Source organism: Methylobacterium sp. Leaf89 (assembly GCF_001422215.1).
Taxonomy (GTDB): domain Bacteria; phylum Pseudomonadota; class Alphaproteobacteria; order Rhizobiales; family Beijerinckiaceae; genus Methylobacterium.
In genome coordinates this window covers 694,826-717,658 of sequence record NZ_LMML01000028.1, presented here as the reverse complement: position 1 = coordinate 717,658, position 22,833 = coordinate 694,826, and the positions used below count along the sequence as shown (strand labels likewise).

General features: G+C 71.2%; 21 protein-coding genes, 1 pseudogene and 1 riboswitch. Of the genes and pseudogenes, 6 read left to right on the top strand and 16 right to left on the bottom strand.

Going from position 1 to position 22,833, the window contains the following annotated elements:
• The 7 genes and pseudogenes from ASF18_RS14555 to ASF18_RS14525 all read right to left on the bottom strand — a co-directional run.
• Positions 1 to 720: pseudogene (locus ASF18_RS14555) on the bottom strand (methylenetetrahydrofolate reductase); the annotation flags it as partial.
• A 76-nt stretch (positions 721 to 796) separates the two neighbouring features.
• Positions 797 to 1,822 (bottom strand): metalloregulator ArsR/SmtB family transcription factor, encoded by a 1,026-nt coding sequence (locus ASF18_RS14550; protein WP_056214805.1) that lies wholly within the window; start codon positions 1,820 to 1,822, stop codon positions 797 to 799.
• Positions 1,823 to 1,897: 75 nt separating this feature from the next.
• On the bottom strand, positions 1,898 to 2,797 hold the full coding sequence (locus ASF18_RS14545) for an ROK family protein (RefSeq protein WP_056214800.1): 900 nt from the start codon (positions 2,795 to 2,797) through the stop codon (positions 1,898 to 1,900).
• A 24-nt stretch (positions 2,798 to 2,821) separates the two neighbouring features.
• Complete coding sequence (locus ASF18_RS14540) at positions 2,822 to 4,225, bottom strand: dicarboxylate/amino acid:cation symporter (RefSeq protein ID WP_056352539.1); 1,404 nt, start codon at positions 4,223 to 4,225, stop codon at positions 2,822 to 2,824.
• Between the two features lie 368 nt (positions 4,226 to 4,593).
• On the bottom strand, positions 4,594 to 5,517 hold the full coding sequence (locus ASF18_RS14535) for a hypothetical protein (RefSeq protein ID WP_056352871.1): 924 nt from the start codon (positions 5,515 to 5,517) through the stop codon (positions 4,594 to 4,596).
• A 324-nt stretch (positions 5,518 to 5,841) separates the two neighbouring features.
• Positions 5,842 to 6,252: a peptide-methionine (R)-S-oxide reductase MsrB gene (msrB, locus tag ASF18_RS14530; protein ID WP_056214794.1), complete on the bottom strand. Its 411-nt coding sequence runs from the start codon at positions 6,250 to 6,252 to the stop codon at positions 5,842 to 5,844.
• A 104-nt stretch (positions 6,253 to 6,356) separates the two neighbouring features.
• The gene (locus tag ASF18_RS14525; protein WP_056352538.1) at positions 6,357 to 7,511 is read right to left on the bottom strand and encodes a YihY/virulence factor BrkB family protein; all 1,155 of its coding nucleotides are present in this window, start codon (positions 7,509 to 7,511) and stop codon (positions 6,357 to 6,359) included.
• A 465-nt stretch (positions 7,512 to 7,976) separates the two neighbouring features.
• Here ASF18_RS14525 and ASF18_RS14520 point away from each other — a divergent pair, with 465 nt between their 5' ends.
• A complete protein-coding gene (locus tag ASF18_RS14520) occupies positions 7,977 to 9,674 on the top strand; it encodes a methyl-accepting chemotaxis protein (protein WP_056214788.1) in 1,698 nt (565 codons plus the stop codon).
• Positions 9,675 to 9,727: 53 nt separating this feature from the next.
• On the opposite strand, the gene ASF18_RS14515 is transcribed toward ASF18_RS14520, so the two are convergent.
• The 3 genes from ASF18_RS14515 to ASF18_RS14505 form a co-directional block, all read right to left on the bottom strand.
• Positions 9,728 to 11,257: a malonyl-CoA synthase gene (locus ASF18_RS14515; RefSeq protein WP_056352866.1), complete on the bottom strand. Its 1,530-nt coding sequence runs from the start codon at positions 11,255 to 11,257 to the stop codon at positions 9,728 to 9,730.
• A 136-nt stretch (positions 11,258 to 11,393) separates the two neighbouring features.
• A complete protein-coding gene (locus ASF18_RS14510; protein WP_056352535.1) occupies positions 11,394 to 12,800 on the bottom strand; it encodes a malonyl-CoA decarboxylase in 1,407 nt (468 codons plus the stop codon).
• Positions 12,801 to 12,952: 152 nt separating this feature from the next.
• Positions 12,953 to 13,153: a hypothetical protein gene (locus tag ASF18_RS14505; RefSeq protein WP_056214779.1), complete on the bottom strand. Its 201-nt coding sequence runs from the start codon at positions 13,151 to 13,153 to the stop codon at positions 12,953 to 12,955.
• Positions 13,154 to 13,647: 494 nt separating this feature from the next.
• Between ASF18_RS14505 and ASF18_RS14500 the strand changes: the two genes are divergently transcribed.
• Positions 13,648 to 14,838, top strand: coding sequence for an MFS transporter (locus tag ASF18_RS14500; protein ID WP_056352533.1), 1,191 nt, complete (start codon positions 13,648 to 13,650; stop codon positions 14,836 to 14,838).
• A 7-nt stretch (positions 14,839 to 14,845) separates the two neighbouring features.
• On the opposite strand, the gene cobD is transcribed toward ASF18_RS14500, so the two are convergent.
• Positions 14,846 to 15,850 carry a threonine-phosphate decarboxylase CobD gene (gene cobD / locus ASF18_RS14495; protein WP_056352531.1) on the bottom strand — a complete coding sequence of 335 codons (1,005 nt, stop codon included), beginning with the start codon at positions 15,848 to 15,850 and terminating at the stop codon, positions 14,846 to 14,848.
• A gap of 12 nt (positions 15,851 to 15,862) precedes the next feature.
• Between cobD and cbiB the strand changes: the two genes are divergently transcribed.
• Together cbiB and ASF18_RS14485 are read left to right on the top strand one after the other, a co-directional pair.
• Entirely contained in the window at positions 15,863 to 16,864 is a 1,002-nt protein-coding gene (gene cbiB / locus ASF18_RS14490; RefSeq protein WP_056352864.1) for an adenosylcobinamide-phosphate synthase CbiB, read from the top strand.
• Positions 16,861 to 18,003: a DUF3616 domain-containing protein gene (locus tag ASF18_RS14485; RefSeq protein WP_056352530.1), complete on the top strand. Its 1,143-nt coding sequence runs from the start codon at positions 16,861 to 16,863 to the stop codon at positions 18,001 to 18,003. The genes cbiB and ASF18_RS14485 overlap by 4 nt, the downstream gene beginning before the upstream one ends.
• Here the strand turns inward: ASF18_RS14485 and ASF18_RS23755 are convergent.
• From ASF18_RS23755 to cobU, 5 genes are all read right to left on the bottom strand, one after another.
• On the bottom strand, positions 17,990 to 18,127 hold the full coding sequence (locus tag ASF18_RS23755) for a hypothetical protein (protein WP_156389707.1): 138 nt from the start codon (positions 18,125 to 18,127) through the stop codon (positions 17,990 to 17,992). The two genes, ASF18_RS14485 and ASF18_RS23755, sit on opposite strands and share 14 nt — an antisense overlap.
• Positions 18,128 to 18,194: 67 nt before the next feature.
• A complete protein-coding gene (locus tag ASF18_RS14480) occupies positions 18,195 to 19,649 on the bottom strand; it encodes a cobyric acid synthase (RefSeq protein ID WP_200917604.1) in 1,455 nt (484 codons plus the stop codon).
• Positions 19,646 to 20,362, bottom strand: coding sequence for a hypothetical protein (locus ASF18_RS14475; protein ID WP_056352528.1), 717 nt, complete (start codon positions 20,360 to 20,362; stop codon positions 19,646 to 19,648). The genes ASF18_RS14480 and ASF18_RS14475 overlap by 4 nt, the downstream gene beginning before the upstream one ends.
• Complete coding sequence (gene cobO / locus ASF18_RS14470) at positions 20,362 to 20,961, bottom strand: cob(I)yrinic acid a,c-diamide adenosyltransferase (RefSeq protein WP_056275327.1); 600 nt, start codon at positions 20,959 to 20,961, stop codon at positions 20,362 to 20,364. Before cobO ends, ASF18_RS14475 begins: the two co-directional genes overlap by 1 nt.
• Complete coding sequence (gene cobU / locus ASF18_RS14465; protein ID WP_200917602.1) at positions 20,958 to 21,491, bottom strand: bifunctional adenosylcobinamide kinase/adenosylcobinamide-phosphate guanylyltransferase; 534 nt, start codon at positions 21,489 to 21,491, stop codon at positions 20,958 to 20,960. The genes cobO and cobU overlap by 4 nt, the downstream gene beginning before the upstream one ends.
• 85 nt (positions 21,492 to 21,576) lie before the next feature.
• Positions 21,577 to 21,770, top strand: a riboswitch (cobalamin riboswitch).
• A gap of 37 nt (positions 21,771 to 21,807) precedes the next feature.
• On the opposite strand from cobU, the gene ASF18_RS14460 reads away from it, so the two are divergent.
• The gene (locus ASF18_RS14460) at positions 21,808 to 21,984 is read left to right on the top strand and encodes a CbtB-domain containing protein (RefSeq protein WP_055947494.1); all 177 of its coding nucleotides are present in this window, start codon (positions 21,808 to 21,810) and stop codon (positions 21,982 to 21,984) included.
• A 27-nt stretch (positions 21,985 to 22,011) separates the two neighbouring features.
• Positions 22,012 to 22,782 (top strand): CbtA family protein, encoded by a 771-nt coding sequence (locus tag ASF18_RS14455; RefSeq protein ID WP_056214759.1) that lies wholly within the window; start codon positions 22,012 to 22,014, stop codon positions 22,780 to 22,782.
• The last annotated feature ends 51 nt before the right edge of the window (positions 22,783 to 22,833 follow it).

Sequence of the window (22,833 nt, the reverse complement as noted above, 5' to 3'; positions counted from 1 at the left end):
GGGGGGGGGGGGGAGCCAGTACGGCACCGAGGCGCCGGTCCGGCGGGCGAAGTTCGCCGCCTGCTTGAAGTTCTGCACCGGCAGGATGCCGGGGATGATCGGGATGTCGATGCCGGCGGCACGCACCTTGTCGACGTAGCGCAGGTAGATGTCGTTCTCGAAGAAGAACTGTGTGATCGCCTGGTCGGCGCCGGCATCGACCTTGGCCTTCAGGGCGTCGATGTCGGCATCGAGGGAGGAGGCCTCCGGGTGCTTCTCCGGATAGGCCGAGACCGAGACCTTGAAGTCGCCGATGCGCTTGATGCCGGCGACGAGATCGGAGGTCTGGGCGTAGCCGCCCGGATGCGGCCGGTAGGCCGTTCCGATTCCGTCCTGCGGGTCGCCGCGCAGGGCCACGATGTGGCGTACGCCGGCATCCCAGTAGGATTGCACGACGGCGTCGATCTCCTCGCGGGTGGCGTCGACGCAGGTGAGGTGGGCGGCCGGCTGGAGGCTCGTCTCCTTGACCATCCGCGCGACGGTGTTGTGGGTGCGCTCGCGGGTGGAGCCGCCCGCACCGTAGGTCACCGAGACGAATTTCGGCTGCAGCGGCGCGAGGCGCTCGATCGAGGACCAGAGGATCTTCTCCATCTCCTCGGTCTTCGGGGGGAAGAACTCGATGGAGACACGGATCGGACGATAGCTGTCGCGGCTGGCGCGATGGTGGGAGGCGGAAGGCATCGGGTCGTCCTCTCTGTCGATCGGTTCAGACGGTCGTCGATCAAGTTCGGGTGCAGGTGGAAACGGGCCGTCGCCCTCAGGCGACGGCCCGCTCCGGGATCATCTCGGGCGCGGGGGCCGCCCTCTCGGCCGCATCGGTGGCCAGCCAGAGGGTCACGGTCAACTGGTCCTCGACCTCGCCGGTGGGGGCGAGGTCCCGGGTGGTGACGGTGGGCAGGCCCGCATCGTTGAGCCAGCCCGTCACCTGCTCGGGCGCGAAGCCGAGACGGCGATGGGCCTGGGCCTCGCGCAGGAACTCGAGGTCGTGGGGGGCGAAGTCCACCACTAGCAGGCGCCCGCCGGGGGCGACGAGACGCGCGGCCTCGCGCAGGGCCCGGGTCGGATCGTCGAGGTAGTGCAGCACCTGATGGACGACGACGAGGTCGAACCCGCCGCGCCCGAAGGGCGGCGCGTGGATGTCGCCCTGGCGCAGGTCGACCCGCGACAGGCCGAGGCGTTCCAGGTTCGCCCGCGCCACCGAGAGCATCGCGTGGTTGGAATCGAGCCCGACCGCCCGGGCGGCGCGGCCCGCCAGGAGCCCGAGCATGCGCCCGGTGCCGGTGCCGAGATCGACGAGGTTCTGGATCGGCCGGTCGCCGAGCACGTCCAGGACCGCGGCCTCGACGATGGCCTCCGGCACGTGCAGCGAGCGCAGATGGTCCCATTTGGGGGCGAGACGGGCGAAGAAGGCCTGGGCGGCCTCGGCCCGCTGGGTGCGCACGGCCTCCAGGCGGGCGAAATCCTCCGAGAGCGGCGCCCGGGCGGCATCGAGCCCGGCCACCAGCGGCTCGACCAGGGAGGCCCGATCCTCCACGAGGCGGAAGAAGGCCCAGGCCCCCTCGCGGTGCCGCTCCACCAGACCCGCCTCCACGAGCAGCTTGAGATGGCGCGAGATGCGCGGCTGCGACTGGCCCAGAATGTCGGTCAGATCGGAAACCGAGAGCTCTCCGGCGGCCAGAAGTGCGAGGATGCGCAGGCGCGTCTCCTCGGCCGCCGCCCGCAGGATGGCGAGGGCGTCCGGAAACGGTAAGGCCGTGGCCGAGGAAGGTCCCGCGTTAGACATAAAGATATCTTTATGTGAAAACGAAAGCCCTGACAAGCGCCTCGGGCACCCCATTGGGATCGATCGCGCGGTCGTTCAGGGCCCGTTCCAGAGCCAGGCCGCCCCGCGGACACCGGAGGCGTCGCCGTGCCGGCTCGGGCGGATCGGCGTGTCGAACGCATCCGAGAAGACGTGCGGCGCCACGCGTTCGGGGAGGCCCGCGAGGATCTCCGGCACCCGCGAGAGGCCGCCGCCGATGACGATGACGTCCGGGTCGATCAGGTTGACCCCGTGGGCGATGCCGCGCCCGAGGCGATCCAGGTAGCGGTCGACGGTCGCCCGGGCCTCCGCGTCGCCCGCCCGCAGGGCCGCGATCACGCCCTCGCCCCGGGTCGCCGTACCGGTGCGGCGGGCGTGGTCGGCGGCCAGCGCCGGACCGGAGACCCAGGTCTCGAGGCATCCGTGCCGGCCGCAATAGCAGGCGGGGCCGGGACGCTCGTCGTCGCGGGGGGATGGCAGCGGGTTGTGGCCCCACTCGCCGGCGATCCGGTCACGTCCCGAGAGGGCACGGCCCCGAAGGGCGATCCCGGAGCCGACGCCGGTCCCCAGGATGATGGCCCAGACGACGGGCAGGCCGGCGCCGGCGCCGTCCACGGCCTCGGAGACCGCGAGGCAGTTGGCATCGTTCTCGAGACGCACCGGGCGGGCGAGACCTCGCTCGAGATCCTGCGCGAAGGGCCGGCCGTTCAGCCAGACCGAGTTCGCGTTCTTGACGAGTCCGGTCCGCGGCGAGATCGCGCCGGGCATGCCGATGCCGACCGTGCCGGGGGCTCCCGCTCGCGCCTCCAGGTCGCAGACCAGTCCCGCGATGGCCGTCAGCGTCGCGGCGTAATCGTCTCGCGGCGTGGCGATCCGCTGCTCGGCCCGCGTCGTGCCATCGGACGCGAGGGCGATCCCGGCGATCTTGGTACCGCCGAGATCGATGCCGATGCGCAGAGGTTCGGACAGGTCCGGGTCCCGTCAGCGCGCCGCGGCCGGGATCGGGGACGCCGCCGCGGCGGTAGCGCTCGACTCCATCTCGGGTGCGTGGTCGGAGATGTCGGTGCCGATGGAAACCGGGTGCGCCATGACCTGGCGCAGCTTCTCCGTGTCGAGCTCGCCCTCCCAGCGGCTGACCACCACGGTGGCGACGCCGTTGCCGATCAGGTTCGTGATGGCGCGGCACTCCGACATGAACTTGTCGACGCCGAGGATCAGGGTCATGGCCGCCACCGGCACGGGGTTGTTGGGGATGGCGCTGAGCGTGGCCGCCAAGGTGATGAAGCCCGCGCCGGTGACGCCGGACGCGCCCTTGGAGGTCAGCATCGCCACCAGGATGATCGTGGCGTACTGGCCGAAGGACAGGTCGGCCCCCACGGCCTGGGCCAGGAACAGCGAGGCCAGGGTCATGTAGATGTTGGTGCCGTCGAGGTTGAACGAGTAGCCAGTCGGGATCACGAGGCCCACCACCGAGTCCGACGCGCCGAGGCGGCGCATCTTCGTCATCATGTGCGGCAGCACCGTCTCGGAAGACGACGTGCCGAGGACGATCAGGAGCTCGTCCTTGATGTAGGCGAGGAACTTGAAGATCGAGAATCCGGCGACCCGGGCGATGCCGCCGAGCACCAGGATCACGAACAGGAAGGCGGTGACGTAGAAGGTGCCGACGAGCCAGGCGAGGTCGATCACCTTGCCGATGCCGTACTGGCCGATGGTGAAGGCCATGGCGCCGAAGGCGCCGATGGGGGCGAGCTTCACCACCAGGCCGATGATGCGGAAGAAGATCTGCCCGGCCGCGTCGATGGCGTGGGTGATGGCCTCGCCGCGCTGGCCCATCCCGGTGACGACGACGCCGGTGAGGATCGAAATCAGCAGCACCTGCAGCAGGTCGCCGGTGGCGAAGGCGTCGAAGAAGCTCTTCGGGATCAGCGCCATGATGTGGCCGGTCACCGAATCGTCGGCGGCCATCTTGGCGTATTTCTCCACGGCCTTGGCATCGAGCTTGGTGACGTCGGCATTGAAGCCGGCACCCGGCCTGACGACCTCGCCCACGAGAACGCCGATGAGCAGCGCGATGGTGGAGACCACCTCGAAGTAGACGAGCGCCTTCAACCCGACGCGGCCGACCTTCTTCAGGTCGCCGATCGAGGCGATGCCGTGCACGATGGTACAGAAGATGATCGGCGCGATCATCATCTTGATCAGGGCGATGAAGGCGTCCCCGAGCCACTTGACCGACTTGCCCCATTCGGGCTGCAGCCAGCCGAGGAGCACGCCGAGGGCGATCGCGATCAGCACCTGGATGTAGAGCACCTTGTACCAGGGCTCCTTGACCGGACGTGGGACCGCGGCCGGTGCCGTTCCGTACGTCGTCGCCTGGGCCATGATCCCTCCCGCTGCGCTCTGCGCAACCCACCGATTGTTAATCCCGACGCTAGCCAGTTTATTCGCGTCGCTCAATCGCGGGCGGTGGGCTGCAATGACAAACCACGAGCGCTTACATGCCCTTCGCGGGAAAAAGTCCCGGCGGCGGGCAGGCAGACTGGCGCCGGGAGATCGCCAGTTTCGGCTCTCGGCGCGGATGCGGATCTTCGGCACGGGTGCGTGCCGGCGCTCGCGCGAGGGCCGGCTGGGTGGGACAGGCCTCGCCCCACGCGTCGCTGGCCGCTCGCGCCCATCGCACCGCGCCGGCGCCCGTTCCGGCCCGGATCACCCGGAGGGCGGGGCGAACCGCCCTGTCCGGCGACGGTCGCTCAGGTCTGCTGCGTGCGACGGGGACGAACGGTCCAGCGCTCGAACTCGGCGGCGATGTCGTCCTCGCCGCGCGCGGCGCCCTTCGGCTGCGGGTTGCCGAGCGCCTGCGACAGGCTCTCGATCACGTCGTCGATGCGGGAGTCGATGGCGGGCGCGCCCTCGGCGGCAGGCTCGCTCGCGGGCTCCGGCTGTGCGTGCGCATCCCCCGCCTCGGGGACCGCGGCCGCCTGCGCCTCGACCGGAGCAGGCTCCTCGGCCGGAGGAGCGGGCGCGGGTGCGGCCTCGGCGGCGACCGGTGCCGCCGCCGCGCTTCCGCCCGCGACCCGGCGCAGCGCCTTCATCATCCCGTCGCCGTCACCGGCATTGGTCTTCGGGGCGCCGTAGCGGCCGAAGCCGAAGCGCGGCTCGATCAGGTCGAGAACGGCGTCGAGGGCGGCATTGGACAGGCCGATCTCGCCGGGATGCGGCACGCCCTGAAGGGCCACCGCGTGCCGGTCGTAGCTCGGATCGCCGGTGACCTCGGGACCGAACCAAGCCGGCACCGGGAAACCCTGGCCCTCGTCGGCGCCGTCGAAGGACACGCTCACGAGGTCGAACTCGCCGGGCGCCACGTAGCGGTCGATCAGCGCCTCGCGGCCGCCGCCGAGAGCGAGCGCCGTGCGGTCATAGGCGGCCTTGCCCGAGCAGACATCCATCAGCGCATCGCCGTGCGCGCGCGGCACATCGGTGCGCTCTTCGCTGGACGTTCCGTCCGGTGCGGTGGTCACCAGGACGAGGTGGCAGGCCTGCCCGTCGACCCGGACGTAGGAGACGCGGCCGGCCTGGGGGGCGAAGTAGCCCTCTGTGATCCGGGAGCCTCCGCGCTCCTTGCGGATGAGGCGGACCAGGGCGGGGGCCACGAGAAACCGGCGTACGAGGCTCATCGACATTCTCCGCGATGTCGGTCGACCCGGCGATAGAGATCCGGGCGGACACTGACGTCAGGGCCGCCGACCTCCCGCGACGCGAGGTGGACAGACCGGCTTTCAGGTGGTTCCCCGCGCCGAGCCCGGCGGCCCTCCACGTGGAACAATGACATAGGATATGATCTGCGTTCATTCCCCGCGTAGCCGGGGCAGATCGGTTAATAATTCTCGTTCCGGACTAAGCAAAACGACGGCGAAATCAAGACCATCTCCGCCGTCGCTCCCCCTCATCCGTCGATCCGTCCCCATCGAAACCCGATCGGTCCCTCGTGCCGATGCCCGTCAGGCCTCCGGCTCGAAGCGCAGGGAGAGGCCGTTCATGCAGTAGCGCAGTCCGGTGGGCGGCGGACCGTCATCGAAGACGTGGCCGAGATGGCCCTTGCAGTGGGCACAATGCACCTCGGTGCGGGTCATCCAGTGGCTGCGGTCGACGGTCGTCTCCACCGCGTCGTCGAGGGGATCGAAGAAGCTCGGCCAGCCGGTCCCGCTCTCGAACTTGGTGCCGGTGACGAAGAGCGGGGCGTCGCAGCCGGCGCAGTGGAACACGCCCGGACGCTTCTCGGCGTTGAGGCAGCTGGTCCCGGCCCGCTCGGTGCCGTGCTCGCGCAGCACGCGATACTGGTCCGGCGTGAGGATCTCGCGCCATTCGGCCTCGCTGCGGGTCTGGATCTCGTCCGCGGTGGCCGAAGACATGGAGGAAGAGGACGTGGGAGGCGAAGACATCGGGCCTGTGCTCCTCAGAGGCGGGGACGATGCCACTTAGATAGGCGCCCGACGCCCCCGTGGGGAGGCCGCCCTCAGGCGACGGCGCCGAGGGTGTCGGCCATGCGCGCCCGGCGGGCGCCCATGGGCCGCTCGGGGCCGGTGGTGGTGTCGCGCGCGGTCTGGTGCTCCATCTCGGCGTTGATCTCGCCACCCAGGAGGACGATCGTCGTGGAGATCCAGATCCAGGTCATGAAGCCGATCGCGGCGCCGAGGGAGCCGTAGGTCTCGTTGTAGTTGCCGAAGCTGGAGACGTACCAGGAGAACAGGATCGACGCGAGGAGCCACAGCAGGCCCGCCACCGCGCCGCCGACCCCGACCCAGCGCCAGCGCGGCCGCTGGCGGCTCGGACCGTAGCGATAAAGCAGGGACAGGCCTCCGAGGAGGACGACCAGGAGCGCGGGCCAACGCAGCAGGGCGACGAGCCAGGCGGTGTCGCTCAGGCCCACGAACGTGAACACCACCGGCAACACGACGATGCCCGTGAGGGCCAGGATGGTGAAGACGAGCGCCCCGATGGTGAAGGTGAGCGAGCGCAGGTTCAGCATGATGAAGGAGCGCTTCTCCTCCTCCTCGTAGACCACGTTCAGGGCGTCGAACATCGCCTTCATGGCGGCATTGGCGCTCCAGAGGGAGAGCAGAAGGCTGGTGAAGAAGGTCAGGCCGAGGGTGCCGTTGCCTTTGGCGGCGATGCGCTTGACCTGGTCGCCGATGATCTCGATGGCGCCGGAGGGCAGCACGCCCTGCATGCTCGCGAGATGCTCGTTGATCGAGCCGACATCCGCCACGAGGCCGTAGCAGGAGACGAGCGCGGCGATGGCGGGGAACAGCGAGAGCAGCGAGTAGAAGGTCACGCCCGCCGCCACCGACAGGACCCGGTCCTGATTGAACTCGAGATAGACCCGGTAGAGGATGTCCTTCCAGCCCGAGGCGGTGATCTCGGTGGGCGAGCCCGCGGCGCGCCCGCGCGCGACCTGCGTCGCCGCGACGTAGGTCGCCGCCGCCCCCTCGTGGGAGCGGGCGCCCGGCTCCGTGGAGGGCTGGGCGGGCTCGGCGGCGGGACGCGTCCGGGTCGCGCGCCGGGGTGCGGCGGCGAGCGCGATCAGCGCAGTCCCGAGCAGCAGCGTCCACAGGATGGAATTCGCCGCCTCACCATCGGGTACGGGACTGCGGCGGAAGGGAGATGGCATGGCAGGACCGGAACGGGATGGACGGTGCTTCGGCGCCGCGTCGTCTCGGCGCCCGGGATCAACGTGACGCAGGCTTGACCGTTCCGGCTCCGGCCACGCCTCCTCGGGCTTCCGCATCGCGCCCGATTTCGCAAGTTGATCGTCTCACGGCCCAATCTCGGCGCAGCTAAAGCGACGGCGGACATGACCGAAACAAGCGGTGCGCTTCCCCGACCGCATCAGCACACCGCCTTGAACCTTAAAGACATCTCGACCGGACGCAGGCACGCCTCAGATCTCGCACAACCAATCGAACAAAACCTTGAAAGACAACATTTCTAGATCAATGATTGCTATACCGCGCATCTCTCTTATTTTCGTTAAATATTAGAAGATCATAAATGGTATTTTAACCAAACAATACCAGTCTCCCGCATCACGGAAGCTCTCATATTCGATGGCTTTTCAACCCGCGGAGCCAAGCACGTGCGTTTCGTCAATCAAGCCAGCGTCCTGGCGAAGATCGCCCTTCCCCTGTTCGCTCTGGGCGCCCTCAGCATCGGGCTCGTCCTCTACGCCCGCGCGTCGCTGAACAACATCGCCGACCAATCGCGGCAAGTGATCGAAGTTCTCAGCGCGCGGCAGGAAGCTTACCTCAAGGCGCAGCTGAAAATCGCGGAAGCGGCCCTGTTGACCCGGAACATCATCCTGGAAACCGAAGAAGTCCCGATGGCGCAATACAAGGCGCAGTATGCGTCGGCCACGGCCGGGGCGCTTGAGGTCATCGATACGCTGATCGCACTGGCCGAAACGCCGGAACGCCGCAAGATCGGTAAGGATCTGCGAAGCTTGGCTGAGGCCTATTTCGCGGTCCTGGCGCGGTCCATCGAGCACGGGCTCCGGAATGAGAATGCAGTCGCAGCCCAGATCGTCCAGCACGATGCGCAACCCGCCCGGCTCAATCTGAACAGGCTGGTGGAGCAGCGTGCTCAGCGGGTCGCCGAGGAGATGAAGGCCGGCAAGCAGGCGCTCGAAGCGGACATGTCGATCGCGATCGAACGGCTGATCACCGTCACCGCCATCGGTCTCGTTCTGGCTGCCCTCCTGTGCGGCACCATCGTGGTCTTCGGAATCACCCGGCCGCTGGGCCGTCTGGTCGTGATCCTGAACCGCATGGCCCAGGGCGAGATCGATGCAGACATTCCTGAGGCCCGGCGCGGCGACGAGATCGGCGCCGTCGGCAAGGCGGTGGACGGCATCAAGGCGATGGTCGCCCGGAAGAGTGCCGAGGAAGCGCAGATCCGCCGCATTGCCGACGAAGCCGCAGTGGCCGCACGCCGCGCAACGATGATCGAACTCGCCGACAGCTTCGAGGGTGCCGTGGGCGGCATCATCGGCATGGTCTCCGCGTCGTCGACCGAACTGCAGGCGACGGCGGGGACCCTGACCACCACCGCCCGCGAGACCGCATCGCAATCCATCACCGTGGCGACGGCCGCCGAGGAAGCCTCCGTCAACGTGAGCACCGTGGCGGCGGCCGCCGAGGAACTCGGCAACTCTGTGCAGGAGATCGGCCGCCAGGTCTCGAACTCCTCCCAGATGGCGCAGTCGGCCGTGACCGAGGCCGACACCACCTCGGCCCTGGTCCAAGAGCTGAGCGCCGCCGTGTCCCGGATCGGCGACGTGGTGAGCCTGATCTCGACGATCGCCGGCCAGACCAATCTGCTGGCCCTCAACGCCACCATCGAGGCGGCCCGCGCCGGGGAGGCGGGACGCGGCTTCGCCGTGGTGGCGGCGGAAGTGAAGGAACTCGCCAACCAGACCGCCCGGGCCACCGACGAAATCGGAAGCCAGATCGGGCATATCCAGGGTGCCACGGGCCACGCGGTCACGGCGATCGGCTCGATCACGACGCGCATCCGCGACATCAACACGGTGGCGACGGCGATCGCGGCGGCGGTGGAACAGCAGAGCGCCGCGACACAGGAGATCGTCCGCAACGTGGCCCAGGCCTCGGTGGGGACCACGGACGTCACCAGTACCATCACGGGCGTCGCCCAGGCGGCCGAGGAGACCGGCGCCGCCGCCGCCCAGGTGCTCGGGGCCGCCGGGGAATTGTCGCGTCAGTCGGAGCACCTCAGCGCCGAGGTCCAGAACTTCCTCGGCACCGTCCGGGCGGCGTAGCGGACGGACCCAGCGAAGGCCGTCCCGCGCAGGGGCCCGCCGGCGGTGCCGCCTCAGGCGCCGCCGGGCGCGTAGAGGCCCGCATGGGCGTCCCGCAGCAGGTTCTTCTGGACCTTGCCCATGGTGTTGCGCGGCAATTCCTCGACGAAGAGGACGCGCTTGGGGCACTTGTAGCGGGCGAGCCGGCCTTCGAGCGTGCGCAGGATCGCGGCCTCGTCCGGCACGTCGGCCCGGCCGACCACCACCGCCGTGACGCCCTCGCCGAAATCGGCATGGGGCAGGCCGATCACCGCGGACTCGACCACGCCCGGGAGGGCGTCGATCTCGTTCTCGATCTCCTTCGGGTAGACGTTGTAGCCCCCCGTGATGATGAGGTCCTTGCCGCGCCCGACGATGTGGACGTAGCCGTCCGGGTCGATCTTGCCGAGGTCGCCGGTGATGAAGAAGCCGTCGGCCTTGAACTCGGCCGCCGTCTTCTCCGGCATCCGCCAGTAGCCCTGGAAGACGTTCGGACCCTTCACCTCGATCATGCCGACGGCATTGGCCGCCAGGACCGCCCCGGTCTCCGGGTCGACCACCCGCACGGCCACGCCCGGCAGGGCCGGGCCGACGGTGCCCGCCACCCGCGCGCCCGCGTAGGGGTTCGAGGTGTTCATGTTGGTCTCGGTCATGCCGTAGCGCTCGAGGATGGCGTGGCCCGTGCGGGCCTGCCAGTCGCGGTGCGTCTCGGCCAGCAGCGGCGCCGACCCCGACACGAACAGACGGATTCCGGCGGTGGCGTCCGGCGTCAGGCCGGCCTCCTTCAGCAGGCGGGTGTAGAAGGTCGGCACGCCCATCATGGCGGTGGCGCGCGGGAGCAGGGCGAGGACCTGGGTCGGATCGAACCGCCCCAGGAACAGCATCGTTCCGCCGCTGGCCAGCACCGTGTTGGTGGCGACGAACAGGCCGTGGGTGTGGAATACCGGCAGCGCGTGGAGCAGCACGTCCTCCGCCGTGAAGCGCCAGGCCTGGACGAGGGTGCGGGCGTTCGAGGCGAGGTTCTCGTGGCTCAGCATGGCGCCCTTGGAGCGCCCCGTGGTGCCCGAGGTGTACAGGATGGCCGCGAGGTCGTCCGGGCCGCGCGCCACGTCGGAGAAGGCTTCCGTCTCGGCATCGGCGGCCTCGGCCAGGGTGCCGTGGCCCCGCGCGTCGAGGGTGTGCACCACCGGCACGCCGGCATCCCGCGCCACGGGCGCGAGGGCCTCGTGCTTGGCCGGATCGCAGACGAACAGGGCCGGCTCGGCGTCGCCCAGGAAGTAGGCGATCTCGGTGGGGGTGTAGGCGGTGTTCAGGGGCAGGAACACCGCCCCGGCCCGAACCGCGCCGAGATACAGGAACAGGAATTCCGGGCTCTTCTCGGCCTGCACCGCCACCCGGTCCCCGGGCTTCACCCCGGCGGCCGCCAAGGCCGCGGCGTAGGCGCCCGAGCGCACGATGAGGTCCGCGTAGGAGTAGCGGGCGCCCTCGCCGGTCTCCAGGAACAGCTTGGCGGCGGGATCGGCCGGCAGGCTCTGGCGAACGAGGTCGAAGAGGTGATTGGTCATCGGCGTTTCGAACATGACGGGGCGAAGATGGCAGGGACGAATACGCTGTCGATCGTCGGTTTCCTACGATCTTCGCTTCGCTCCATCGGAATGGCGGGAAATGCGACGTCGCCCGAGGGCGGCGTGGGCGGACGGCTCAGGCCTCGGCCAGGGCCACCGCCCGCATCGGCGGCAGGTTGCTCCGGAGCTCGCGGCTCACCGCGCTGGAGGCAGCGACGGTGCCGAGATTGGCATAGGTCTCGTGGTTCTTCTCGATGGCCGAGAGGTCGTAGAGATAGTTGACCATCAGGCCGCGCGATTGGGCGAGCCCCTTGGGGGAGACGTCACCGAGGAAGTTCAGCCGCTCCAGCCGGGCGCCGTTGCCGAGATGGAACCGGGCGACGGGGTCGAGGGGACGCCCGCGCTCGTTCTTGGCGCGCAGGAAATAGGCGGCCGCCGCCGGGATCATCGCCTTGCGCACGGCCTCGCACTTGGCCTTGTCGGTCTGCCAGTCCGGTTCGTCGATGATGCGCAGGGCCTCGACGTCGTCGCGGGTCAGCCCCTGCGGCGCGTCGGAGCGGCGCTCGCGGTCGAGCCAGGCGGAGAAGCCCGGGACCGGCGAGAGGGTGACGAAGGTCTTCAGGCTTGGGATCTCCCGGGCGAGGTCCTCGACCACCTGCTTGATCAGGAAGTTGCCGAAGGTGACGCCGGCCAGCCCCTTCTGGCAGTTTGAGATCGAGTAGAAAATCGCCGTGGTGGCGGCCTTCAGCGGCAGGGGTTCGCGCTCATGAGCCAGGATCGGCGCGATGGCGGGGGCGATGCCGGCGGTGAGCGCGACCTCGACGAAGATCAGCGGCTCGTCGACCAGGGCGGGATGGAAGAACGCGAAGCAGCGCCGATCCGTCGGCTCGATCCGCCGGCGCAAGTCGTCCCACCCGGTGATCTCGTGCACCGCCTCGTAGCGGATGATCTTCTCGAGGATGTGGGCCGGGGTCGTCCAGTCGATGTGGCGCAGGACCAGGAAGCCGCGGTTGAACCACGAGGCGAACAGGTGCTCGAAATCGCTGTCGAGGCTGTCGGCGGCGTCGATGAGGTCGGGGTCGGCCTCCTCCTGACGGAGCTCGCGGCGCAGCCCGAACAGGTCCTCGCGCATCCGCACCAGGGCGCGGGTCCCGTCCTTGGCGAGGTTCAGGCGGCGGATGAGTTCCTGGCTCCGCGGCTCGGCCGCATCGTGGAGGGCGCCCAGGGCCGCCCGGGTCGGATCGGCCCGGTAGGCCGCGATCGCCTCGTCCACGGCGGCATGGTCGGCGGCGAACTCGGTGGCGACGAGGCGCAGGAAACCGGTACGCTCGGGCCGGGCCAGGGTGGCGTAGCGTTCGAGGATCAGCCGGGCCAGGGCCACCCCGGAGGCCTCGCCGCGCCGGGAGATCAGATCCTCGCAGAGCTTGACCAGTTCCTGGGCGGTGGCACGGGCCGCCAGGTCACCCCGCCCGATGCCGATGAGATCCCGGCCCCGGTCGCTGATGGTCTGGAGCAGATCGCCGAAGAAAGAGATCGCCGCCATGGCACGCCGCCTGCCCCCTCACTGGCGCCCGACCTGGGCGCACCGGCGGCCCCACGCGTCGTGGGGTCCCGGCTTGGCCGCTACCTTAGGGCGGCTCCACGCGCAGGACCAGAGACCGTGGCCGTAAAGACGCGCAGGGCGGGGGCGCGGCCCTAATCCTGGCCGGAAGCCGGGGCGATCTCCGCCTGGTCCGCCCGCTCGCGCCAATCCACGACCCCGTGCTGCCGGGCGAAGCGCAGTTCGGCGGCGCGCAGCGCGCGCATCGGATCCCGGGCGCGGGTGATGTCCACCGAGCCGACCGTGAACGGCACACCCAGGATCTGCTTGGCAAAGTTGACGCGGTAGGTCGCCATTCGAAACTCCCTGGACGATGAGCGCGGCCTTGCAGGAGCGCCGACTTGACCTCCGCGAACGCCGCGACTCACCGGGTCCGATTTCAATCAGAGCGCAAGTTGCGCAGAATTCCAAGTGCAGGGTGCAGGAAGGAAAGCCGCAACACAGGTCGCCCATAACATTCGGTATATGGGACGACTGAAATTCCGCGCACATACCCCGCGACGACGTGGCCGAGCGGGTGGCGGCAAGACAAAGCCTCCGTGCGCGAAAGAGTAGGGTCCAGGTCGGGCCGGACGATCAGGGGCGACGAAGACCGATTCCCATCCCTCGTCCGACCGTTCCGGGTTGCCGAAGCCAGTGCGCAGGCCTAACCGGGCAGCGGATGCCCCCGTCGGCGCCCGGATCCCATCGCGGCCCCGGCTCCGCCGCCCCCCGAGATCCCGCGCATGACCCTCCAAGCCTGTCCGCCCCCCTGCCTGTCCGCGCGCGGAGTCGCCGGGGGCCGCCCCGCATGAGCGGCGGAGCACAGGCCGATACGGCCGGACGCCACGGGTTCACGCCGCGGGCCCGGCTCGGGCTGACCCTGATCGCGGGCGGGGCCGTCGCCAACATCTACTACAACCAGCCCCTCCTCGGGCTCCTCGTCGGGGAGTTCGGCGAGCGTGCCGCCCTCTGGGTCCCGACCGCCTCCCTCGTCGGCTATGGGCTCGGCATCCTCGGCCTGGTGCCGCTGGGGGACAGCCTGTCCCGCCGGCGCCTGATCATCGGCCAGACCCTCGGCCTCGCCGTGGCGCTCCTGGCCGCGGCGCTGAGCCCGAACCTCGCCTGCCTGGCCCTGTCCAGCCTCGTCATCGGCATCCTCGCCTCGGCGGCGCAGCAGGCGGTGCCCTTCGCCGCCGAGCTGGCGCCGGACGCCACCCGCGGCAGCGTGGTGGGCCAGGTGATGACCGGCCTCCTCACCGGCATCCTGCTGGCGCGCACGGCCAGCGGCCTCGTGGGCGCGCAGTACGGCTGGCGGGCGGTGTTCTTCGCCGCGGCGGTCGTGGCGCTGGGGATGACCGGCATCGCCGCCGCCACGCTGCCGAAGATTCCGCAGACCCGGCCCCTGCGCTACCGCGCCCTGATGCTGTCGATCCTCCACCTCGTGCGCAGCCAGCCGGTGCTGCGCCGGTCGAGCCTGTCGCAGGGGCTGCTCTTCGCCAGCTTCAACGCCTTCTGGGCGACCCTGGCCCTGCTGGTCGAGGCGCCACCCTTCAACCTGACGGCGGCCGGGGCGGGGATGTTCGGCGTCATCGGCGTCGCGGGCGCCTTCGTGGCCCCGCTCTCGGGCCGCTTCACGGACCGGCGCGGCCCGCGCCCGATGGTGGTGGCCGGCGCCCTCTTCGTGGTCGCGGCCTTCGCGGTGCTGTGGGCGGGCGGCGCCTGGTCCCTGATCGCGGTGGGCCTCGGGGTCCTCCTGATCGACATCGGCCTCAACGCCGCCCTCATCGCCAACCAGACCCGGGTCTACGCCCTCGTTCCGAGCGCCCGCGGGCGGATCAACACCGTGCTGTTCACGATGATGTTCGTGTTCGGGGCGCTCGGGGCCTTCGCCGGTTCCCAGGCCTTCCTCATGGCCGGCTGGTCCGGCGTCTGCGCCGTCGGCATCCTCCTGGCGGGCGCGGGCTTCCTCGTGAACGTGCTGGAGCCGAGAGGCGCCTGATCGTCCCTTACCGGAGGATCCGCGACAGCCGGCACCAGGCCGCCTTGTCCGGCGGCAAGCCGAAGCGCAGGCGCGCGGGGGTCCCGGCGAAGCGCCGGACATAGATCCCGGCCGCGCCGAGGCGGTCGAACAGGCCGGGCGCGTCGGGAAAGTCGGCGGTGCGGAACAGGCAAGTGCCGCCGATGGGCGTCCCGCCGGCCCGCAGGATCATCCGATCGAGGCGCGCGGCATCCGCGGCCCGGGCGGTGGCGGCCTCCCGCCGCCAGGGCGCGTCGGACAGGGCGGCGCGCCCGATGGCCAGCGCCGGGCCCGAGACCGCCCAGGGCCCGAGCGCCTCCGCGAGGGCGGCGGCGAGGCCCGGTTCGCCGAGGGCGAAGCCGAGCCGGATGCCGGCGAGACCGTAGGTCTTTCCGAAAGAGCGCAGGACCACGAGGCCCGGGCCGAGGGAGGGCCCCAGGGTCTCGATCGGCTCCAGGTCGGCGAAGGCCTCGTCGACGACGAGCAGGCCCCCGCGGCCCGCCAGGTCGTTGGCGAGCGCCCGCAGCGTTCCGGCCTCCCAGGTCCGTCCGTCCGGATTGTTGGGGTTCACGACGACGACCACGTCCGTGTCCCGGGCCGCCCCGAGCCCCGGTACGGTCACGACGGCGTGGCCGGCCCGGGCCCAGGCGGCGGCGTGCTCGGCATAGGTGGGCCCCACCACGGCGACGCGGGCGCGTGTCACGAGGCGCGGCAGGGTCTCGATCAGGATCTGGGTTCCGGGCGCGGCGACGATCCGGTCCGGATCGGCCACCCCGTAGGCGTCGGCGGCGGCCGCGCGCAGGGCGCCGAGGTCGGCGGCCGAAGGCAGGCGCCGGAAGGCGCTGGCGTCGAGGGCCGGACACGGATAGGGCACCGGATTGATCCCCGTGGAGAGATCCAGCCAGGGCTCGAGCGCTTGCGGGAAGAGGCGTCGGGCGGCCTCGAGATCGCCGCCATGGGCGATTCCGTCACCCATCCCCGGGCCGCGCGCCATCACCGAGACCGCATGTCCTGGACCGCCCTCACCCATCCGCCCGATACGCTCATCGTCCTGGTGCTCGCCCTCGCCGTCGAGGCGGCAGCCGGCTATCCGGACCGGCTCTACAGGGCGCTCGGCCATCCTGTCACCTGGATCGGCGCGCTGATCGCGACCCTCGACCGCCACTGGAACCGGGGGGCGCCGGTTCGCCGCCGGCTCGCGGGCGTGGCCGGGCTCCTCGTGCTTCTGGGGGTCGTCGGCAGCCTCGCCCTGGCCCTCACCGCCCTGGCCGGCGCCGCCGGCCTCCTGCCCGCGCTCCTCGTCCTCGCCCTGCTGGCGGCGAGCCTGCCGGCCCAGCGCAGTCTGCACAGCCACGTCGCCCGCGTGGCGGCCGATCTGCGGTGCGAGGGCCTCGCGGGCGGACGCCGCGCGGTGTCGATGATCGTCGGGCGCGATCCCGAGACCCTGGACGAGGCCGGCATCTGCCGGGCGGCCATCGAGAGCCTCTCCGAGAACTTCTCCGACGGCATCGTGGCGCCGGCCTTCTGGATCGGGGTCGGCGGCCTGCCCGGCGGCGCGCTCTACAAGGCGATCAACACCGCCGACAGCATGATCGGCCACCGCACCCCGCGCCACGAGGCCTATGGCTGGGCCGCCGCCCGCCTCGACGATCTCGTGAACCTTCCGGCCTCGCGGCTGACCGCCCTGCTCCTCGTCGCGGCCGCGGCCGTCCATGCCGGCGCTTCGCCCGGCCAAGCCTGGCGGGCGGTGCGGCGGGATGCCGGCCGCCACCGCTCGCCCAATGCCGGCTGGCCGGAGGCCGCCATGGCGGGGGCTCTCGGCTTGGCGCTCGCCGGCCCCCGAACCTACGGCACCACCCGCGTCGCGGATGGCTGGATGGGCGACGGGCGCACGGAGGCGACCCCGGCCGACGTGGAACGGGCGCTTGCGCTCTACCGCACGGCATGCGGATTCCTGTTCGGGCTCGCCCTCCTCCTCTTGGTCCTCCTCAAGGTCGCCCTCGCATGATCCGGTCGAAGACGACACGCCTCGGGCGACGGGGAGCCCTGGCGCTGGCCGCCCTCGGCCTCGCCGCTCCGACCCCCGGCCGCACCGCCGAGGGCCTGCCGACGCCCTACACCGTCACCCGCGATTTCGACGGCGAGACGAAGGGCGACGGGGCCTACGACCTCAGCGGCATGGCCTGCCGCCCGACCGACGCGGACGGCAGCCGCCTCTGCGTCGTGGTCAACGACGAGAACCGCGGCGCGCAGTTCGCCCGCCTCGCCGGCACCACGCTGACGCCCGGCGCCACCGCCTACGACCTCGGCACGGCGCCCTCGCCGGCCATCCGGGGCACGCCCCCCGCGCAGTCCCGATGCAGCGGCGGTCCGGGCAGGTTCGATCAGCTCGACGGCGAGGCCGTGGCCTATGCCGAGCCCTTCTTCTACGTCACCGGGTCGCACGGCTGCACCCGGGGCAAGCGCAGGTACAAACTGTCGTCGATGATCCTCACGCGCCTGCGGCCGAACGCCGACGGCACCGCCGCCGCGGAGACAGTGAGCACCTACCGCCTGTTCGACGCCCTGATGGCCTCCGCGCCCGTGCGCGACTCCGTGCTGCGCGACCTGGAATTCGATTGGAACGCCTTGCCGCCGGAGGGCACGCCGCAGCCGAACGGCCTGAACGTCGAAGGGCTCGCGGTCGTGGGCGGGCGCCTCTACGCGGGCCTGCGGGCACCGAGCCTCGCGGGCAAGGCCTTCCTCGTCTCCGTACCGGTCGAGGCGCTGTTCGCGGATGGAAACGCCGCCCTGTCGGCCGAAATCGGCACGATCCCCCTGGAGGCCGGACCCGATGCGGGCGTCCGCGACCTCACGATCCTGCCCGACGGACGGATGCTGGTGCTCACGGGCTCGTCCCGCAACGGCCTGCCCGTTCCCTTTCGGCTGTCCCTCGTCGACCTGCCCTCCGGCGCCCTGACCCCCGTCGCCACCCTCACGCCGGTCCGCGGCGAGAACGAGAAGGGCAAGGTCATCGACGGCAAGGCCGAGGCCGTGGTCCCGCTCGGATCGGGCCGGGTCCTCGTCCTGTTCGACAGCCTTCGGAACGGGGCGCCGCACGCCTACGCGGTGCCGATCCCGGAGAGGGGCGCGCCTACGCCCCCCTGAGGCTCGGGCCGGCTTCCGCCGCGCCCCGGCGCGCGGCGTCGCGGCGGAGCGCCGAGAGCACGACGAACATCAGGCTCGCGCCGAGGCCGAGGCAGGGGTCGATCCGGGGCGGGGACGGGATCATGGAGGCTTCCTCGCCGCACCCGTCGTGAGGCAGGCGTTCCGGCGCCAAGCCTAAAACCGTCGGGACGCTACGAGGCCAGGGCGAGCAGCGCGTCGCAGGCGACATGCGCCTCGCAATGATCCGCGAGCCGGTCGAGTACCGCCTCGATGCCGGCCTCGTAGGCCAGCCCGCTCGGGGCCGCCCCCAGGCGGCCGAGCCAGGCGCCCCGCTGGCGGTCGTCGGCGAACAGGCCGTGCACGTAGGTGCCGGTGACGCGGCCGTCGGCCGAGACCGCGCCGTCGAGGCGCCCGTCCGCGAGCCGGATCGCCGGACGCGCGGTGTCCGGCCCGGTGGTGTCGCCCACATGCATCTCGTAGCCCGAGAACGGCACGCCGTCCGGCTGGCTCGTGCCGGTCACGGCGGCCAGATGCTTCACCGGCGTCATCACGGTCTCGACGTCGAGGAGCCCGAGACCCGGCACGGAGCGGGGCGCACCCTCGATGCCGTGCGGGTCGTCGATGCGCCGGCCGAGCATCTGGTAGCCGCCGCACAGCCCGAGCACCCGCCCGCCGCGCCGGACATGGGCGCGCAGGTCGATGTCCCAGCCCTCCGCGCGAAAGGCGTCGAGGTCGTCGATGGTGGTCTTCGAGCCCGGCAGGAGCACGAGGTCGGCCACCGGGATCGGCTCGCCCGGGCGCACCAGCACCACCGCCACGTCGGGCTCGGCCCGAAGCGGGTCGAGATCGTCGAAATTGGCGATGCGCGGCAGCACCGGCACGGCAACGACCCTGCGCCGGGCCGATCCGGTGTCCGAGCCCGCGAGGCCGAGGGCGTCCTCCGCCGGCAGGCGCGCCGCGTCGGGAAAGTGCGGGATCAGCCCGAAGCTCGGCCAGCCGGTCGCCTGCGCGATGGTGGCCATGCCGTCGGCGAACAGGCTGGGATCGCCGCGGAAGCGGTTGACGAGGAAGCCCCGGATCATCGCGGCGTCCTCCGGGTCGATCACCGCCTTGGTGCCCACGAGGCTGGCGATGACGCCGCCCCGGTCGATGTCGCCGAGCAGGATCACCGGCGTGCCGGTGGCGCGGGCGAATCCCATATTCGCGATGTCGCCGGCCCGCAGGTTGACCTCGGACGCCGAGCCCGCCCCCTCCACCACCACGAGGTGGGCTTGCGCCTTCAGGTACGAGAAGCTCTCCAGCACGGAGGCGAGGAGACGCGGCTTCCAGGCCTGATAGTCCCGCGCCCTGGCGGTGCCGACCATGCGGCCCTGGACCACGACCTGGCTGCCGGTCTCGCTCTGGGGCTTCAGCAGCACCGGGTTCATGTGCACCGAGAGCGCCACCCCCGCCGCCCGCGCCTGCAACGCCTGGGCCCGCCCGATCTCGCCGCCATCGGCGGTGACGGCGGCATTGTTCGACATGTTCTGCGGCTTGAAGGGCCGTACGGCGAGCCCGCGCCGCGCGAAGACCCGGCACAGCCCGGCCACGATCAGCGACTTGCCGACATCCGAGCCGGTGCCCTGGATCATGAGGGCGCGGGTCATGGCTGCGGCCCGTCCGACGGGGATGCGGCGCAGGCCGGATCGGCGGGCCGCGCGGCGCGACGAAAGGCCAGGATGGCGGCCCCGTAGGTCTCGACCACCTCCGAGAACGGCACGCGCTCGGCCATGAACAGCACGGCCCGGTGCCGGAACAGATGGTCGGGAATCGTGAGGTCGCCGCAGGTCGACGCCGGGGGCGGCGCCTGCTCCCACCCTTGCGGCAGGGGCTGCCACAGGAGTTCCGCCCCGATGGTCTGCCGCGTCGTGCCGAGGGCCTGGACCGCCCGGCCGAACGGCGTGTCGGTGGTCTCGAGCAGGCGGTTCATCTCCGGGGTCAGGCGCTCGGGCACGTACCAGTTGTCCGCCTCCGACAGGACGTGGTCGCCGCAGGCGAGCCGCACCTGACGGTAGCGGAGGACGGTGTCGGGGCCGGCACTCAGGCGCCGGCGCGTCTCCTCCGAGGCGGGCTTGTCCGCGCCGCGCTGCCGATTCGCCGCGAGCCGCGGCGTCGCGGCCATGCCGTGCTCGGCGCACCAGCCTTCGAGGGTCGCGGTGGCGGAGCGGCTGGCGAGCAGCCGGGCGTTCAGGCCCTCCACCACCGCCAGGGCCTCGACGCGGCCGAGATAGCTGGCCGGCCAGGCCGGCGCGGTTTCAGCGCAGGCCGGATGGATGCCCGACAGGACAAGGAGCCCGACCGGGCCAAGGACGAAGCGCATCAGAATTCGATGCCCACCTGCGCCTTCACCCCGGCGGCGAAGTGATGCTTCACGACCGCCATCTCGGTGACGAGGTCGGCGGCCTCGATCAGGGCCGGCTTGGCGTTGCGGCCGGTGACCACGACGTGGAGGTCCGGTCGGCGCGCCCGGAAGGCCGCCACCACGGCCTCGAGATCCAAGTAGTCGTAGCGCAGGGCGATGTTAAGCTCGTCCAGCACCACGAGGCGGATCGTCGGATCGGCCATGAGGTCGAGGGCCTTGGCCCAGGCGTGCTCGGCGGCGGCGATGTCGCGGGCCTTGTCCTGGGTTTCCCAGGTGAAGCCCTCGCCGAGGGTGTGCCAGTCGATCCGGTCGCCGAAGGCCGTGAGGGCGTGCTTCTCGCCGGTGTCCCAGGCACCCTTGATGAACTGCACCACGCCGACGCGCCAGCCGTGGCCCAGCGCCCGCAGCATCAGCCCGAGGGCCGCCGTGGTCTTGCCCTTCCCCGGCCCGGTGTTGACGATGAGGAGCCCCTTCTCGATCGTCTTCTCCGCCACCTCGGCATCCTGGACGGCCTTGCGCTTCTCCATCTTTTCGCGATGGCGGTCGGCGTCGGTCATGGGGTGGCTCCGGGTTGGGGTTTCACGATCAGGGGCAGGCCCGCCACCGTGAGGACGACGCGGTCCGCCTGGGCCGCGAGGCGCTGGTGCAGGCGCCCCGCCGCATCGCGGAAACGGCGGGCCAGCGCGTTGTCCGGCACGATCCCGAGGCCGACCTCGTTGCCCACCAGGACCACCGGGCCGGGGGCCGCCGCGCAGGCCGCGAGCAGCGCGGCGGTGGCGGCGTCCACGTCGGCCTCCGCCAGGATCAGGTTGGTGAGCCAGAGGGTGAGGCAATCGACCAGCACCGGCCCGGTCGCGGCGGCGACCGCCTCGGGCAGGGCGAGCGGCACGTCCTGCGTGATCCAGCCGTCCGGGCGGCGGGCGCGGTGGAGCGCGATGCGCTCGCGCATCTCGTCGTCCCAGGCCTGGGCGGTGGCGAGGTAGAGCCAGGGCCGAGGCTGCGCCTCGATCAGCCCCTCGGCATGGGCGCTCTTGCCGGAGCGCGCGCCGCCGAGCACGAGGGTCAGTCTGGGTAGAGGATGCGGCATGCGGCCTGCTGTGCCCGAAATCGAGGTCCCGGGTCAAAGGCGGGAATCCGATCCGGGCCGCGTTGTCAGCGGATCGGCAACCGCGTAGAAGCGTGAATCGGACGGTGCCCCGGCGACGGGGTGAAAAGGGAATGCGGTGAGGGGGCGACCTCGAAACCGCAGCTGCCCCCGCAACTGTGAGCGGAGACGGGACTGCCATCAGCCACTGGAGCGATCCGGGAAGGCGGCAGGACCAGCGACCCGCGAGCCAGGAGACCTGCCGTCCTCCCGCTCGATGCTTGACGGCCGCCGGCGGGGCGGCCAGGAGATGAACCCGATGTCGACCAACACCCTCGTCCTGACCGGCACCCGCACCAACGAGCGCCTCGGCGCCGTGCTCGTGGCCGCCTTCCTCGGCCTCGGCCTCGTGTTCATGGCGGGCTTCGCCCCCGCGATGGCGCTGCACAACGCGGCGCACGACTTCCGCCACAGCCAGAACTTCCCCTGCCACTGAGCGTCTCCGCTTAAGGCAGACAATCCCATGATCATCCGGCTCGTGTCGGCGGCCCTGGTCGCCGGCTTCCTCGCGGCCGTCGTCGCGACGGGCCTGCAGCTCGCACTCACCTCGCCGCTCATCATCGCGGCCGAGCGCTACGAGACGCAGGCCTCCGCCGCCCCCGTTCGGCCGACCCCCGCCTCGCTGATCGTCCGCGTCCATGGCGGTCACGATCACGGCACCAAGGATCCCTCGGTGGCGGGCGGCGAGGTCGCGCCCGACTGGCAGCCTGGCCCCGGCCTGCCGCGCATGGCCTTCACCGCGCTCGCCACCCTGGTGGGCGGCGTCGGCTACGCGTTCCTGCTCGGTGCCGTGCTCCTGGCCTGCAACCGCGAGCCCAGCCCCGAGACCGGCCTGCGCTTCGCCATCGGCGGCTTCCTCGCGGTGGCGCTGGCCCCCGCCCTCGGCCTCGCGCCGGAACTTCCCGGGATGGAGGCCGCGCCGCTGGCCGACCGCCAGTTCTGGTGGGTGATGACCGCCGCGGCCACCGCCATGGGGCTCTACCTCATCGCGATCCGGCGGGCGCCGATCACCATCGCGGGCGGCATCGTACTCCTCGTCGCGCCCCATCTCGCGGGTGCGCCGGAGGCGAGCCACGCCGCCTCGAACCTGCCGGCCTCCTACGCCGCGCAGTTCGCGGCGCGCTCGCTGGGCATCGCCTTCGTGTTCTGGGCGGTGATCGGGTTGGCCTATGGCTGGGCCTGGGGGCTGTTCGGCAAGACCCGGCCGACCCACGCGCGGCCGACCCATGCCTGACCACATGCCCGACCCGCGGCCTGACACGGACCACGCCGCCGTCACCCTCTA

What these genes read in the sequence shown, in the direction of transcription:
- cbiB (WP_056352864.1), top strand. Translation starts at nt 15,863, where the DNA reads ATGTCCTGGACCGCCCTCACCCATCCGCCCGATACGCTCATCGTCCTG.
- ASF18_RS14510 (WP_056352535.1), bottom strand. Translation starts at nt 12,800, where the DNA reads ATGGCGGCGATCTCTTTCTTCGGCGATCTGCTCCAGACCATCAGCGAC.
- ASF18_RS14505 (WP_056214779.1), bottom strand. Translation starts at nt 13,153, where the DNA reads ATGGCGACCTACCGCGTCAACTTTGCCAAGCAGATCCTGGGTGTGCCG.
- ASF18_RS14455 (WP_056214759.1), top strand. Translation starts at nt 22,012, where the DNA reads ATGATCATCCGGCTCGTGTCGGCGGCCCTGGTCGCCGGCTTCCTCGCG.
- ASF18_RS23755 (WP_156389707.1), bottom strand. Translation starts at nt 18,127, where the DNA reads ATGATCCCGTCCCCGCCCCGGATCGACCCCTGCCTCGGCCTCGGCGCG.
- ASF18_RS14500 (WP_056352533.1), top strand. Translation starts at nt 13,648, where the DNA reads ATGAGCGGCGGAGCACAGGCCGATACGGCCGGACGCCACGGGTTCACG.
- ASF18_RS14460 (WP_055947494.1), top strand. Translation starts at nt 21,808, where the DNA reads ATGTCGACCAACACCCTCGTCCTGACCGGCACCCGCACCAACGAGCGC.
- msrB (WP_056214794.1), bottom strand. Translation starts at nt 6,252, where the DNA reads ATGTCTTCGGCCACCGCGGACGAGATCCAGACCCGCAGCGAGGCCGAA.
- ASF18_RS14475 (WP_056352528.1), bottom strand. Translation starts at nt 20,362, where the DNA reads ATGCGCTTCGTCCTTGGCCCGGTCGGGCTCCTTGTCCTGTCGGGCATC.
- ASF18_RS14480 (WP_200917604.1), bottom strand. Translation starts at nt 19,649, where the DNA reads ATGACCCGCGCCCTCATGATCCAGGGCACCGGCTCGGATGTCGGCAAG.
- ASF18_RS14485 (WP_056352530.1), top strand. Translation starts at nt 16,861, where the DNA reads ATGATCCGGTCGAAGACGACACGCCTCGGGCGACGGGGAGCCCTGGCG.
- ASF18_RS14525 (WP_056352538.1), bottom strand. Translation starts at nt 7,511, where the DNA reads ATGCCATCTCCCTTCCGCCGCAGTCCCGTACCCGATGGTGAGGCGGCG.
- ASF18_RS14515 (WP_056352866.1), bottom strand. Translation starts at nt 11,257, where the DNA reads ATGACCAATCACCTCTTCGACCTCGTTCGCCAGAGCCTGCCGGCCGAT.
- cobD (WP_056352531.1), bottom strand. Translation starts at nt 15,850, where the DNA reads ATGGCGCGCGGCCCGGGGATGGGTGACGGAATCGCCCATGGCGGCGAT.
- ASF18_RS14550 (WP_056214805.1), bottom strand. Translation starts at nt 1,822, where the DNA reads ATGTCTAACGCGGGACCTTCCTCGGCCACGGCCTTACCGTTTCCGGAC.
- cobO (WP_056275327.1), bottom strand. Translation starts at nt 20,961, where the DNA reads ATGACCGACGCCGACCGCCATCGCGAAAAGATGGAGAAGCGCAAGGCC.
- cobU (WP_200917602.1), bottom strand. Translation starts at nt 21,491, where the DNA reads ATGCCGCATCCTCTACCCAGACTGACCCTCGTGCTCGGCGGCGCGCGC.
- ASF18_RS14535 (WP_056352871.1), bottom strand. Translation starts at nt 5,517, where the DNA reads ATGAGCCTCGTACGCCGGTTTCTCGTGGCCCCCGCCCTGGTCCGCCTC.
- ASF18_RS14540 (WP_056352539.1), bottom strand. Translation starts at nt 4,225, where the DNA reads ATGGCCCAGGCGACGACGTACGGAACGGCACCGGCCGCGGTCCCACGT.